Raw genomic sequence first — 13534 nt, 5'->3', positions numbered from 1 at the left:
ACAGCACATGCACGACCACACCGCCACCACGCCCCAGACGGGACGCACGCGCCAGACGCGACGCCTGCGCGGGCCACGACGGGCGGTCGCCATCGCGACGGCCGTCGCGGTCGCCGCCGGACTCGCGCTCGGCGCCGCCGTCGGCGCACCGGTCCGTGCCTCCGCGGCGACCACGGAGTCCGAGGCAGCCGACTACGCCAGCGACGTCTACGGCGACGCGTGGGACTTCAGCAACGCCGCCGACTTCAACACCGACTTCTCGGGCACCCGGGCGACGGTGTCCGGCGGCGCGCTCAAGGTGGACCTCGCGCTCGGCAACCAGCTGTTCCTGGTGCACTCGATCTCCGGCAGCCTGGCGACCGGTCGTGACGGTGCCCGGCAGCCGGTCGACCCCGCGAAGTACTCGCGGCTGACGTTCTCGATGGACCAGCCGCTCACCAAGCACATCGGCGCGGTCTACTGGTTCACCTGCCGCGAGCAGACCTCGGCCTGTGGCGGCGGCTTCTCGTTCCCCGTCGTCCAGGGGCCGCACGTGTACGACTTCGACCTCACCGCCAAGTCGAACCTCCTCGCGAAGGTGCCGTGGCGATCGGCCAAGAAGGTCGTGTTCCGCCTGGACCCGGTCGTGCTGCCGAAGGGGACGGGCAACACCGGCAAGCAGGTCAGCATCGACTGGGTGCGCCTGCACGCCGCCCCGGACGCCACCCACCCGCACGCCGGCATGCCGGCCGGCGCCTACAGCGGCTACACGGTGACACCGCGGCCGCAGGTGGTCGTGGACTCGCCGAACCCGTCGCAGGGGCAGGACTACGCGACGGCGACGACCGGACGCCCCTGGAACTTCACGTCGGCACCGGCGACCTCGAGCGTCCGGTACTCCAACGCGACGGTGCTGAGCCGGGACAGCCGCGGCATCACGGCCCGGAACGCCGGACCGCTGCAGAACGACCCCCAGGTCCACCTGCCGGTCTCGCGCCTGGCCGGCAGCACCTACCACTACCTCCAGTACGACCTGCGGTACGACGGGCCGTTCGACCTGTCCGGGTCGGCCGGCGGCGGCAAGCTGGCGCGGGCGATCTGGAACGTGTCCGGGACGGGCACCCCGCAGATCGGGAACGACCTGCTGACCTACTCGAACGCCAACGCCAGTGAGACCACCGTCGACATGACGGCGCAGAACCCGCTTGACGAGGACGCGATCGCGCCGAAGGCCGGGTGGGCCGGGCAGACGATCACGGGCCTCCGTTTCGACCCGAACGAGGACCCGGGGAAGGCCGTCTGGCACCTCAAGTCGGTGCACCTCCGCGCGGACCCGACGGCGACCGGTTCGACCACGGTCACGTTCCACGACAACGCCTGGGTGTCGGGAGCGACCGCCGACGTCGCCGTGCGGATCGGCAGCGGCAGCTGGCAGCGCATCGCGGCCGGGGTCGCCGTCGTGAAGGGCACGAACTCGGTGCCGTTCAGCCTGGGCACGAAGCCGGCCGGCAAGTACGGTGTCCGGGTCACCGTCCACCACCCGGACGGCAGCGCCGCGGCCGCGGACGCGAGCGCCCCGGTGGTCATGAAGAAGGGCGCCGCGGCAGCACCGGACACGTCGCACGACCCGCGCGGCACGCTGGACGCCGTGACGGCCGGCAGCACGGGCGTGACGCTGTCGGGGTGGGCGTACGACCCGGACACCCGCGACCCGCTCGCGGTGGCCCTGTACGACACCACCTCGGGGGCGAAGAGCCTCGGGCGGGTGTCCACCTCGATCGCCCGTCCGGACGTCGTGCGCGCGCACCCCGGTGCACCGGCGGCGTCCGGGTACTCGCGGACGGTCGCGCTGGCGAAGGGCACGCACAAGGTGTGTGCCTACGGCATCAACGTCGGGACCGGCACCGCGAACACGCTGCTCGGCTGTCGCTCGGTGACGGTCCGCTGACCCGGCGGGGACATCCGGGGGACGCCCGTGGGGGACGGATCATGACACCCGGACGCGGGATTGTCCCTCTGTCCGGATCGCGGGGTACGGTGTTCCGCAGTCGGTCACCCGCCGACGGTCCCCCCTCACCCAGGACGAGCACGATGGCACTCCAGAACGACGAGCTCAGCTCGCACCGCACCCGCACCAACCGCCGGCCCGAGCAGGTCTCGACGAGCACCGCGTCGACCGCGGTCCTCGACCCGATCGACGCTCCGGAGACGCCGCAGGCCTGACCTGGCCGACCACGACGTCGGTCCCGCAGCCGCCGGTCACCAGACCACGCACTGGAGGCCCGTCACCCGTCCGACGGACGGGTGACGGGCCTCCAGGCGGTTCCGGCCGCAACAGCCGGACGGTCAGTGCCGGACGGTCAGTGCCGCCGTCGCGACTGCACCACCGGCGTCGCCGTGGTCTGGACCTTCGACCCCGAGTAGATGTACTCGATGTCCGCGGCGAAGTCGCGCAGGACGACCGAGCGCTTGATGGTGAGCTTCGGCGTGAGGTGCCCCGAGGCCTCGGTGAGGTCCGCGTCGACGACCGAGAAGGACCGCACCGACTCGGCACGGGAGACCCGCCCGTTCGCGGTGTCCACGGCCTCCTGGACGGCCTGCTGCACGCGCTCGTCGTGGGCGGCCTGCTGCGGGGTGAGGGCCGGGGCGATGCCGCGTGCCTCGCACCAGCCCGGCAGCATGTCGCGGTCGAGCGTGACCAGTGCGGCGACGAAGGGCTTGCCCTCGCCGACGACGACGACCTGTCCGACGAGCGGGTGCTCGCGGATCGCGTCCTCGAGCGGGGCCGGTGCCACGTTCTTGCCGCTCGCGGTGACGATGAGCTCCTTGGCGCGGCCGGTGACGGACAGGACCCCGTCGCCGTCCAGCCGACCGAGGTCGCCGGTACGGAACCAGCCGTCACGGAAGGCGGCTGCCGTGGCCTCCGGGTTCTGCCAGTAGCGATCGAAGACGTCGACGCCGCGGATCAGGATCTCCTGGTCGTCGGCGATCCGGATCTCGACGCCCGGCAGCGCCCGCCCGACCGACCCGATCCGGAGCTCGGTCGCCCGGTTCACCGTCGCCGGTGCGGTCGTCTCGGTGAGCCCGTAGCCCTCGAGGATGTGCACGCCGATGGAGCGGAAGAAGTGCGACAGCCGCGGGGAGAGCGGTGCCGAGCCGCTGATGGCGTAGCGCACGCGGCCGCCGATCGCCTCGCGCAGCTTGCGGTACACGAGCCGGTCGAACAGGCGGAAGCGCAGGGACAGCCCGAGCGGGACCCGTCCGGCGGCGACGGCCTCGGAGTGCGCGACGGCGGTGGCGGCGGCCGCGCGGAAGACCCGGCCCTTGCCGCCGAGGTCGGCCTTCTGCTCGGCCGAGTTGTAGATCTTCTCGAACACCCGGGGGACCGCGAGCAGGAAGGTCGGCTTGAAGGTCGACACCGCGCGCATCAGGTCCTTCGTGTCCGGCTCGTGCCCGACCAGGACTCCTGCCGAGACCGACATCGCCGCGATGAACCGGGCGAAGACGTGGGCCATCGGGATGAACAGCAGCGTCGAGGCGTCACCGGCGACGATCTCCGACATCGCTTCGGTCGAGCCCTCGACCGTGGCGGTGAAGTTGTCGTGCCGCAGCACGCAGCCCTTCGGTCGACCGGTGGTGCCGGACGTGTAGATGATCGTGGCGTCGTCCCGACCGGAGACGGCGGCCGTGCGAGCATCGAGCTCGTCGTCGGCGATCTCTTCGCCCAGGCGCGCCAGGTCGTCCAGGCCGCCGCCGTCGATCGTCCAGTGCTGGCCGAGGTGCGGCAGGTCGGGCGCGATGCCGGCGACACGGCGGGCGTGCTCCTCTTTCTCGACGACGATCGCCACCGACTCGGAGTCCGACAGGATGTGCCGGATCTGGTCGGGGGAGCTCGTCTCGTAGACCGGCACGGAGACCAGGCCCGCGGTCCACACGGCGAAGTCGACGAGCGTCCACTCCATCCGGGTGCGGGACAGGATCGCGACGTGGGCGCCGGGCTGCAGGCCGGCGGCGACGAAGCCCTTGGCGATCGCACGGACCCGGGCCAGGACGTCGGCCGCGGCGATGCCGGTCCAGGTGTCGCCGGTGCGTTCGGCCAGGATCGGCCGCGCGGGGGTGAGCCGTGCGCGGTCGGACAGCAGGCGGGCGGCGGAGCCGTGGTCGGGGGCGACCGGGCCGCTGTCGGCGGCGCTCCCGAGTGCCCCGGGTGCGGGCGCCGTGTGGCGTCCGGCGGTGGCCGGTGCGCTCTCGTGCGCGACGGGCGATCCGCCCGTGCTGGTGGACGTGGTGCGGTCAGCACGCTGATCGGTCACGGCAACTCCCTCGTTGTCCCGTTCGATGTGAGTCCGCTCATCTTCGAGTCGGCTCCCGCTCAGCATAGGACGACTCCCCTCGCGTTCGGTGAGTCGGCCTCGTTCGGTGAGTCGTCCCCGAACGGGTAGGCTCCGTGTTCGTGCATGCCATCGGAATCGACATCGGGGGCACCAAGATCGCGGGAGCGGTCGTCACGGAGCTGGGCGAGATCCTCGCCGAGGACCGCGTCGCCACGAACGCTGCGGACCCGATCGCCATGCTCGACGACGTCGTGTCGATGGTCGAGCGCCTCAGACTCCAGCACCAGGTCGGTGCGGTGGGGGTCGCCGCCCCCGGGTTCATCGACGCCTCGCAGTCGATCGTGTACTACACGCCGAACATCCGCTGGCGGAACGAGCCCCTGCGCCAGAAGCTCCAGGAGCGTCTGGGCGACCTGCACATCACCGTCGACAACGACGCGAACGCCGCCGGGTGGGCCGAGTTCCGCTTCGGCGCCGGTCGGCTCGTGTCCGACATGACCATGCTCACCATCGGCACCGGGGTCGGCGGTGCGATCGTCACCGAGGACCGGCTGTTCCGCGGCGGCTTCGGCACCGGCGGTGAGATCGGCCACCTGCGCATCGTGCCGAACGGCCTGCCCTGCGGCTGCGGTGCCCGCGGCTGCATCGAGCAGTACGGCTCCGGTCGTGCCCTGCAGCGGATGGCGAACGACGTCGCGGACGCCGGCGGCATCGGTGTCGCCCTGGCCGAAGCGCGTGACGCCAACGGCGGGCAGCTCGACGGCGCCGTCGTGGGGGAGCTCATCCTCGCCGACGACCCGGGCGCCCTCGCGGCCCTCCGGCGTCTCGGCCGCCACCTCGGCGAAGCGTGCGCGTCCCTGTCGGCCGTGCTCGACCCGCAGCTGTTCGTCTTCGGCGGCGGCGTCGCCAGCGCGGGCGACCGGCTGCTCGAGCCGATCAAGCAGGCGTACCTCAACAACCTGCCGGCGCGGGGCTACCACCCGGAGCCGGACTTCGTGATCGCCGAGCTCGTCAACGACGCCGGTGTCGTCGGTGCCGCCGACCTCGCCCGCATCCACGCCCGCACCGCCTGAACCGCGGTTGCCGGTACCCCGCACGGTCCGCACACCCACCACCCGACGGAGTCGACGATGCTCTACTGGCTGCTGAAGAACTTCGTGCTCGGCCCGCTCATCCTGACCCTGTTCCGGCCGTGGGTGGTCGGACGCGAGAACGTCCCCGCCTCCGGCCCGGTCATCTTCGCGTCGAACCACGTCTCGTTCATCGACTCGGTGATCCTGCCCGCGGTGCTCGACCGTCGGATGTCGTTCCTGGCGAAGAGCGACTACTTCACCGGGCGCGGCCTCAAGGGCTGGGCGACGAAGACGTTCTTCAACGCGATCGGCCAGCTGCCGATCGACCGCTCCGGCGGCAAGGCGTCCGAGGCGTCGCTCCGCACCGGCCTGCAGGTCCTGGCCCGCGGCGAGCAGCTCGGCATCTACCCCGAGGGCACCCGGAGCCCGGACGGCAAGCTCTACCGCGGACGCACCGGCATCGCCCGGATGGTGCTCGAGGGTCGGGTCGTGGTGGTCCCCGTCGCCATGGTCGGCACGCGTGAGGTCCAGCAGATCGGGCAGAAGTTCCCGAAGTTCAAGCGCGTCGGCGTCGTGTTCGGCAAGCCGCTCGACTTCTCGCGCTTCGAGGGGCTCGAGACCGACCGCTTCATCCTGCGCAGCGTCACGGACGAGATCATGCACGAGCTCCGGGGGCTGAGTCGCCAGGAGTACGAGGACGTCTACGCGACGAGCGTCAAGGAGCGGGCCACGAGTGCCCGCGAGAGCGTCATGCGCGAGCGTCGCTCCGCCGCCGGACGGTAAGATCGGACGGTCCCGCATCCGTCGGGACGCCGTCGCACCGTCGACGGCCGTGCGCGAACCACAAGACCGAGGTGCAGCCTTGTCCGAGTCGATCGACTCCCTCACCCTGCAGGATCCGGACCTGATCGCGGGCCTCGACCACTGGCGCACGCTCCCGATCAAGCAGCAGCCGACGTGGCCGGACCCCGCCGCTGCCGAAGCCGCCTCGGCCGAGATCGCCACGCTGCCGCCGCTCGTCTTCGCGGGCGAGGTCGACCAGCTGCGCGACCGTCTGGCCGCCGCCGCCTCGGGCCGGGCGTTCCTGCTGCAGGGTGGCGACTGCGCCGAGACCTTCGCCGGTGCCACCGCTGACTCGATCCGCGACCGCGTCAAGACCATCCTGCAGATGGCCGTCGTCCTCACCTACGGTGCCTCGACCCCGGTCATCAAGATGGGGCGGATGGCGGGCCAGTTCGCCAAGCCCCGCTCGAGTGACTGGGAGACCCGGGGCGACGTCACCCTGCCGGCCTACCGCGGCGACATCGTCAACGGCTACGACTTCACGCCGGAGTCCCGCCAGGCCGACCCCCGTCGCCTGGTGCAGGGCTACCACACGGCCGCGTCGACCCTGAACCTGGTCCGGGCCTTCACCCAGGGCGGCTTCGCGGACCTGCGGCAGGTGCACTCGTGGAACAAGGGCTTCGCCGCCAACCCGGCGAACGCCCGGTACGAGAACCTGGCCGCCGAGATCGACCGCGCGATCCAGTTCATGGCCGCGTGCGGTGCCGACTTCGAAGCGCTCAAGCACGTCGAGTTCTACGCCTCGCACGAGGGGCTGCTGATGGACTACGAGCGCCCGATGACCCGGATCGACAGCCGGTCCGGTCAGGCGTACGACACCTCCGGGCACTTCATCTGGATCGGGGAGCGCACCCGTGACCTCGACGGCGCCCACGTCGACTTCCTGTCCCGCGTCCGGAACCCGATCGGGGTCAAACTCGGCCCGACCACCACGGTCGCCGACATGCAGGCCCTGATCGAGAAGCTGGACCCCGAGCGTGAGCCGGGCCGCCTGACCTTCATCACCCGGATGGGTGCCGGCAAGGTCCGCGACGAGCTGCCCAAGCTGCTCGAGGCGGTCAAGGGCATGGACGCCACCCCGCTCTGGGTCACCGACCCGATGCACGGCAACGGGCTGACGACGCCGAACGGCTACAAGACCCGCCGCTTCGACGACGTCGTGGACGAGGTCCTGGGCTTCTTCGAGGTGCACCGTGCGGTCGGCACGTACCCGGGCGGCATGCACGTGGAGCTCACCGGCGACGACGTCACCGAGTGCCTCGGCGGCTCGGAGCACATCGACGAGGCCACGTTGGCGACACGGTACGAGTCGCTCTGCGACCCGCGCCTGAACCACATGCAGTCCCTCGAGCTCGCCTTCCTGGTGGCCGAGGAGCTCCGCGCGCACCCGTCGGTCATCCGCGGCTGACGGGCAGCACCGCCTGCATGACGGGAGGCCCGACACCGGTCCGGTGTCGGGCCTCCCGTCATGTGGGCGGTCGCGCCGCTACTGGTCGTAGGCCAGGGCGATCGTGTCGCCCTTGTGGACGGTGGCACCGGCGGCCGGGTCCGTCGCGGTGACGGGCAGCTTGCTCTTCCAGTCGTAGAAGCCGCAGAGGATGTTCGTGCAGTCCGGGTAGCTGACCTGGAGCCCGAGTGCCTTCAGGGTCGAGGTGGCTTCGTCGATCGTCTGCCCCTTGACCGACGGCATGGTGATCGGCACCGGTCCCTTCGACACGACGACGTCGACCGCGGTGCCCTTGACGGCGGGGTCGTCGGCGGGGGCGGCGGAGATGACCTGGCCGTCCGGTACCGAGTCGCTGAACTGCTGCGTCTGGCTGCCGAGCACCAGGCCGACGCCCTGCAGCGTGCTGGTGGCGTCGGCGACGGACTTGCCGGTGACGTCCGGGACGGCCCCGAGGGAGACGGTGAGCGTGACCGGGCCGCGCTCCGGGTACTGCTCGACGGTGGTCAGGTCGAGGGCGCCGGAGCCGTTCCGGCCGGTCGCGGCGATCACCGTGTCGGCGGGGACGTCGGCGGAGAACTGGTACTGCGGGTCCTGCAGGTCGAAGTCGTCGTCGAGGGCCGCGCGGGCGGTGGAAGCGGACTGCCCGACGATCGCCGGCAGGCTGATCATCCGCGGGCCGCTCGAGACGACGATGCGGATGGCGGTGCCCTTCCGCACTTCGCGATCGGTGGGCGGCTGGGTGGCGGTCACCAGGCCGGCTGCGACCTCGAGGTCGGGGCGGCTCGTCGTCGCCTCGGCGGCACGCAGCCCGTTGGACGCCAGGGCCTGTCGGACCTGGGAGACCGTCTTGCCGGCGACCGCGGGGATCCGGACGTTGCCGCCCGGTCCGGGGCCGTACCAGGCGGCGACGCCCGCTCCGACGAGGGCCAGGACGAGCACGACGACCAGGGCGATCCAGCCGCGCTTCCGTCGCTTGGCGGACTTGTCGGCCAGGCGCTGGCCGGCCGGTGACAGGGTCGCGGTGACCGCGCCGGTCCGGCGGGGGCCGGGGGCGTTCCGGGCGCCCGGCGCGTTCCGGGGACGCGGCGGGGTCTCCTGCGTGCCCCGTCGGTCGAGGACCGTCGTGTCGTGCTCGCTCGCGTCCTGGACGTCGTCCCCGAAGGCCGCGGCACCGGCGCTGCCACCGGACGGGAGGATCGCGGTCGCGTTCTCGGGGCGCAGCACGGCGGTGCGGTACTGGCCGGTCGCGCGCTGCTGCACGCCCGCCATGTGGTCGAGCATCTCGCGGGCGTCGAGCGGCCGGTCGCGCGGGTCCCGGGCGGTGGCCCAGGCGACGAGGTCGTCGAGTTCGGCGGGGACACCCGGTAGCGCGGCGCTCGGTGCGGGGACCGTGTCGTTCGCGTGCTGGTAGGCGATCTGCATCGGCTGCTCACCCTTGTAGGGCTGCTCGCCGGTGAGCATCTCGTAGAGCATGATGCCGAGCGCGTAGATGTCGCTGCGCGAGTCGGCGGCGCCGCGGGTGACGAGCTCGGGGGAGAGGTACGCGATCGTGCCGAGCAGGGCCGCGCCGGTGGCGGTGTTCGCGGTGGTGGCGCGCGCGAGGCCGAAGTCGCCGAGCTTGATGCGCCCGTCGTCGGCGAGCAGGACGTTCTCGGGCTTGAGGTCGCGGTGCACGATGCCGGCACGGTGCGCCGAGGCCAGGCCGGCGAGGACCGCGCGGAGGATGTCGGTCGCCTGCTCGGGCGTCAGCGCACGGTGCTCGTGGAGCAGGTCGCGGAGCGTGATGCCCGGGATGTACTCCATGACGATGTAGACGCAGTCGTCCTCGGCACCCTGGTCGTAGACGCCGACGAGGTTCGGGTGCGACAGCCGGGCTGCCGAGCGGGCCTCCTGGATGAAGCGCTCCCGGAACGCCTGGTCGTCCGCCAGGTGCCCGTGCATGATCTTCACGGCGACCCGGCGCTCCAGGCGCACGTCGGTCGCCAGGTACACGGTCGCCATGCCGCCGCGCGCGATCCGGGATCGGACGCGGTACCGCTGATCGATCATGCGACCGATCATCGGGTCCGTGGCGGCGTTCGTGGTCATCTGCGGCATTCTACGAATCCGGACGGGGAGGACCGGCACCGGCGCACCGGTCGTTACACGATCTCGACCGGAGGGATGACCCGGCGGTGCCGATCAGGCTGCTGGCCGGCGTGGTGGACGGGAGGTCCGACCGTGCGGACGTCAGAGCGAGCGGAGCCAGGCGTGGGCGGACTGCTCCCACTGCGCGTAGGCCTTCGGGTACGCGGAGCGCTGGACCGCCTGCGCAGCCTCGGTCACGCTCATCGACGACCAGCCCGGGATGTCGAGCAGGCCGGCCGTGACGCCCGGGTTCGGGTTCCGCGACCCGCCGAAGAACAGCTCGGACGCGTACACGGTGTCCTGCAGCTGACCGGGGGTGCCCCACCCCTGGCTCGGACGCTGCTGGAACAGGCCGACGGAGTCGCGGTCGCCGTGGGCGAGGTTCCGGAGGTTCGACTCCTGCATCGCGGTCGCCAACGCGATGACGAGACCACGGTCCGAGACGCCGAGGGAGCGGCCGACACGGACGATGGTCGCCGCGTTGGCACGCTGCTCGGAGGAGAGCGACGGGCCGCTGGAGGGCAGGACGAGGGTGCTGCCGGCGTAGATCGTGCTCGTGTAGGTCAGGCCGTTCGCGGCGAGGAGCGACGAGACCGAGACGCCGTGCGTCGTCGCGACGGAGAGGATCGTGTCTCCGTTGCCGATCGTCACGGAGCCGGCGCGGTGGACGGTGGCGCTCGTGGTGGGGGCGGCGCTCGGTGCGGCGGGCCCGGCGGTCGTGGCCGTCTTCGTGGCACTGGACCGACCGGCCGGCACGCGGAGCGACTGCCCGGGGTAGATGACGCTGCGCTGCGAGAGCTCGTTGGCGGTGAGCAGTGCGGCGGTCGACACGCCGACCTTCGCCGCGATGCCGGAGACGGTGTCGCCCTGCTTGACGTGGTAGCTGGCGGTCGTGGTGCTCGACGTGACCGCACCGCCGACCGGGGTCGAGGCGAGCCGCAGCGTCTGGCCCGCGTGGATGATCGTGTTCCAGCCGAGGCCGTTGCGGACCAGGATCTCCTGCGCGGACAGCCCGTAGCGGCCGGCGATCGCGGAGACGGTGTCGCCCTGGCGGACGGTGTAGGTGGTGGGCGCCGCTGAGCGGGTGGCGGCGACCGTCGTGACGACCGGCTGCTGCTGGCGGGCGACGGCGGTGCCGAAGACCGGGCCGGAGCCGAGGTTCCGGTCCGCGTCGACGTGCCGACGGTTGGAGTCGTCGTCATGACGCTGCTCGATGTGGGCGATCGGTCCGGTCAGGCCGGCCGTCACCGCGATCGTGCCGGCGAGGACGATCGGCATCGTCGCGAAGCGCGACGAGCGGAGGCGTCGGGCTGCCTCGTCGGGGGTCGTGTCCCTGTCCACGGTCGTTCTCCTGTCTCCGCGCGTCGTCGGCACGGGGTGGGTCTGTCGGCCGTGTGTGCACGTACACGGCACACACAGGTGACCACACGCTGACACGCTGTGATTCCCAAGTCAACCAGAGCGCCGGAAGTTGTGCTCGTGACTGCTGTGACTTGTGTGACTGGAGTGACTCAATCGAGTCGTGCTCATCCGCGATCTGCGGTCTGCGGAGGGCATCGGGGCGGCGGGTGCTGCGCGGGCCCGCCCCGCTCTGGCACGATGGGACCCGTGAGTGCCCTTCCCGGAGACGACGCCCTGTCCGAACGCTGGCTGACCGTGCCCGACCTGGTCGACCTGCTGGGGGTGAGCCCCGGCCGCGTCCACCGCCTGTTCGAGGAACGGACCCTGCTGCCGGCCCGGGTCGACGGTGTCCTCCGCGTCCCGTCCGAGTTCCTCGACGACACCGAGCCGCTGCCCTCGCTGCGCGGCACCCTCATCGTCCTGGGCGACAACGGGCTCACCGACGACGAGGCGGTCCGGTGGATGCTCACCGAGGACGACGCGATGGGGACGACGCCGATCGCCGCACTCCGGGCGAACCGCAAGGCCGAGGTCCGGCGCGCGGCGCAGTCGCTGCTCTAGCGTCAGCTCGCGGCGGTCGTCGCCGCGCCCGTCGCGTTCGTCGCGACCCCCTGTCAGACGGGAGGCCCGGTACCAGCTGGTACCGGGCCTCCCGTCCGTCAGGGGTGCGCTGGGTCAGGCGGACCGGCGGCTGACCGTGTCAGCGAGCGACGCGAGCTGCTCGCGCGCCGACGGCGTCAGCGGCGACGCGTCGAGAGCGGCCTTCGCGCGCTGCACGTGCCGCTCGATGGACCGCTCGACCGCGCTGACCGCGCCGGAGTCGGTGAGGGTCGCCCGGAGCATCTGCACCTGGTCGTCGTCGAGGTCCGGGTCACCGAGCAGCTCGTCGAGCAGCTGCCGGGCGCCGACCGGCAGGGACTTGCGGGCCGTGGCGACCAGGACGGTGCGCTTGCCCTCGCGGAGGTCGTCCCCGGCGGGCTTGCCCGTCACCTCGGGGTCACCGAACACGCCGAGCATGTCGTCGCGCAGCTGGTACGCCACGCCGAGGGGCAGGCCGAAAGACCGCAGGCCGTCGAGCTGGCTGGCACTGGCACCGGCGATGAGCGCCCCGATGAGCAGCGGCGCCTCGACCGAGTACTTGGCCGACTTGAAGACGATGACGCGCTGGGCCCGGACGAGCTGTTCGGCGTCGTCGACGGTCGGCCAGGCGGTCTCCTCGTGGATGTCGAGGTACTGGCCTGCGGTCACCTCGAGTCGCATGGTGTGGAACTCCTGGCGGACGACGCGGGCGCGCACCGGGTCGAGGAGTGCCAGGGCCTCGTCGAAGAGGGAGTCGCTGAGCGAGAGGAGCATGTCGCCGAGCAGCAGCGCGGCGTTGGTGCCGTAGAGGGCGCGGTCGCCGACCCAACCGGAGTCGGCGTGCTGCGACTCGAAACGGCGGTGCGCTGCCGGACGCCCGCGACGGGTGTCCGAGCGGTCCATGATGTCGTCGTGCACCAGGGCCGCGGCGTGGAAGACCTCGAGCGCGGCGGCGGCGGTGACGATCGCTTCGGCCGTGGTCTGCCGGGCGCCTTCCGACAGCGGGTCGAACGAGCCCGAACGGCCCGCCACCGACTGCCAGCCCCAGTAGCAGAACAGCGCACGGAAGCGCTTCCCACCCGACAACAGGTCTCGTGCGAAGGTGTCGAAGGACACCAGGTCGGGACTGATCGCCGCGAGGCGGTCGCGCTGCTCGTCGAGAGCCCGATCGATCCGCGCCGAGACGAGGTCCACTAATCGCGTACTCTCAGCCACGGTCCTTACCTTAGTGGGTGGTCCGGTCGTAAGATCGATCCACCCCTTCCACCGCGTCGATCCCAGGAACAAGAGGGAACCAAGATGCCACTCTCGGAGCAAGAGCAGCGCCTCCTCGAAGAGATGGAGCGGAGCCTCTACCAGAACGACTCCGACTTCGTGGCGCGCGTCACTCGCCGCCAGGGCCGTCCGACGTACACCGCGATCACGATCGGTGTCCTGATCGGACTCGTCGGCGTCGGCGTGATCGTCCTCGGGCTCGTCATCAAGCAGCCCCTGATCGGTGTGCTGGGCTTCGTCGTCATGCTGGCCGGGGTGCTCTTCGCCCTGCGGCCCGGTGGTCGGACCCCCACCGCACGACCGGCACGCGGCGCCTCCGCCCGACCTGCCCGCGGCGGTGCTCGCCCGGCTCGCGGTTCCGGCGGCGGCTCCTTCATCGACCGGATGAACGAGCGCTGGGACAAGCGCAACCAGCAGGACTAGTTCCTCCACATCCCTCCACGGGGCCGGCCTGGGAAGGCCGACCCCGTGGAGGG

The 13534-nt window shown here is 71.7% G+C and carries 11 protein-coding genes; 7 read left to right on the top strand and 4 right to left on the bottom strand.

Translation table 11 applies throughout. The features are described 5' to 3' along the window. Positions 1–7: 7 nt before the first annotated feature. On the top strand, positions 8–1927 hold the full coding sequence (locus QL987_RS10385; protein ID WP_290157571.1) for a hypothetical protein: 1920 nt from the start codon (positions 8–10) through the stop codon (positions 1925–1927). Positions 1928–2070: 143 nt separating this feature from the next. Continuing rightward, positions 2071–2202: a hypothetical protein gene (locus tag QL987_RS10380; RefSeq protein ID WP_258376716.1), complete on the top strand. Its 132-nt coding sequence runs from the start codon at positions 2071–2073 to the stop codon at positions 2200–2202. Between the two features lie 137 nt (positions 2203–2339). Here the strand turns inward: QL987_RS10380 and QL987_RS10375 are convergent, their stop codons facing one another. After that, on the bottom strand, positions 2340–4292 hold the full coding sequence (locus tag QL987_RS10375) for a long-chain fatty acid--CoA ligase (protein ID WP_253462654.1): 1953 nt from the start codon (positions 4290–4292) through the stop codon (positions 2340–2342). A 140-nt stretch (positions 4293–4432) separates the two neighbouring features. On the opposite strand from QL987_RS10375, the gene QL987_RS10370 reads away from it, so the two are divergent. The 3 genes from QL987_RS10370 (at position 4433) to QL987_RS10360 (ending at position 7637) form a co-directional block, all read left to right on the top strand. Next, positions 4433–5386 carry an ROK family glucokinase gene (locus QL987_RS10370; RefSeq protein ID WP_111075108.1) on the top strand — a complete coding sequence of 318 codons (954 nt, stop codon included), beginning with the start codon at positions 4433–4435 and terminating at the stop codon, positions 5384–5386. Positions 5387–5443: 57 nt separating this feature from the next. Continuing rightward, complete coding sequence (locus QL987_RS10365; RefSeq protein ID WP_111075065.1) at positions 5444–6169, top strand: lysophospholipid acyltransferase family protein; 726 nt, start codon at positions 5444–5446, stop codon at positions 6167–6169. Positions 6170–6290: 121 nt separating this feature from the next. Beyond that, entirely contained in the window at positions 6291–7637 is a 1347-nt protein-coding gene (locus QL987_RS10360) for a class II 3-deoxy-7-phosphoheptulonate synthase (protein WP_290157595.1), read from the top strand. A gap of 78 nt (positions 7638–7715) precedes the next feature. Here the strand turns inward: QL987_RS10360 and pknB are convergent, their stop codons facing one another. Continuing rightward, positions 7716–9764 carry a Stk1 family PASTA domain-containing Ser/Thr kinase gene (gene pknB, locus QL987_RS10355; RefSeq protein ID WP_290157570.1) on the bottom strand — a complete coding sequence of 683 codons (2049 nt, stop codon included), beginning with the start codon at positions 9762–9764 and terminating at the stop codon, positions 7716–7718. A 141-nt stretch (positions 9765–9905) separates the two neighbouring features. Then, positions 9906–11144, bottom strand: a complete 1239-nt coding sequence (locus QL987_RS10350; protein WP_290157569.1) for a LysM peptidoglycan-binding domain-containing protein — start codon at positions 11142–11144, stop codon at positions 9906–9908. A gap of 267 nt (positions 11145–11411) precedes the next feature. Here QL987_RS10350 and QL987_RS10345 point away from each other — a divergent pair, with 267 nt between their 5' ends. Next, positions 11412–11765: an Rv2175c family DNA-binding protein gene (locus QL987_RS10345; RefSeq protein WP_290157568.1), complete on the top strand. Its 354-nt coding sequence runs from the start codon at positions 11412–11414 to the stop codon at positions 11763–11765. A 114-nt stretch (positions 11766–11879) separates the two neighbouring features. Here QL987_RS10345 and QL987_RS10340 read toward each other — a convergent pair whose 3' ends face one another. Next, positions 11880–12998: a polyprenyl synthetase family protein gene (locus tag QL987_RS10340; RefSeq protein WP_290157567.1), complete on the bottom strand. Its 1119-nt coding sequence runs from the start codon at positions 12996–12998 to the stop codon at positions 11880–11882. An 84-nt stretch (positions 12999–13082) separates the two neighbouring features. Between QL987_RS10340 and QL987_RS10335 the strand changes: the two genes are divergently transcribed. Continuing rightward, positions 13083–13481, top strand: a complete 399-nt coding sequence (locus QL987_RS10335) for a DUF3040 domain-containing protein (protein WP_253462660.1) — start codon at positions 13083–13085, stop codon at positions 13479–13481. Positions 13482–13534: the final 53 nt, after the last annotated feature.

Origin of the sequence: Curtobacterium sp. APC 4022, from assembly GCF_030407555.1 — a bacterium.
In the GTDB taxonomy this organism is placed as follows: Bacteria; Actinomycetota; Actinomycetes; order Actinomycetales; family Microbacteriaceae; genus Curtobacterium.
Note: the sequence above shows the minus strand (reverse complement) of the source record. Positions and strands in the feature narration are given on the sequence as shown.

Bases quoted from the DNA above. Each gene is read 5' to 3' on its own strand.
- QL987_RS10385 (WP_290157571.1), top strand. From the start codon at position 8: ATGCACGACCACACCGCCACCACGCCCCAGACGGGACGCACGCGCCAG.
- QL987_RS10380 (WP_258376716.1), top strand. From the start codon at position 2,071: ATGGCACTCCAGAACGACGAGCTCAGCTCGCACCGCACCCGCACCAAC.
- QL987_RS10365 (WP_111075065.1), top strand. From the start codon at position 5,444: ATGCTCTACTGGCTGCTGAAGAACTTCGTGCTCGGCCCGCTCATCCTG.
- pknB (WP_290157570.1), bottom strand. From the start codon at position 9,764: ATGACCACGAACGCCGCCACGGACCCGATGATCGGTCGCATGATCGAT.
- QL987_RS10335 (WP_253462660.1), top strand. From the start codon at position 13,083: ATGCCACTCTCGGAGCAAGAGCAGCGCCTCCTCGAAGAGATGGAGCGG.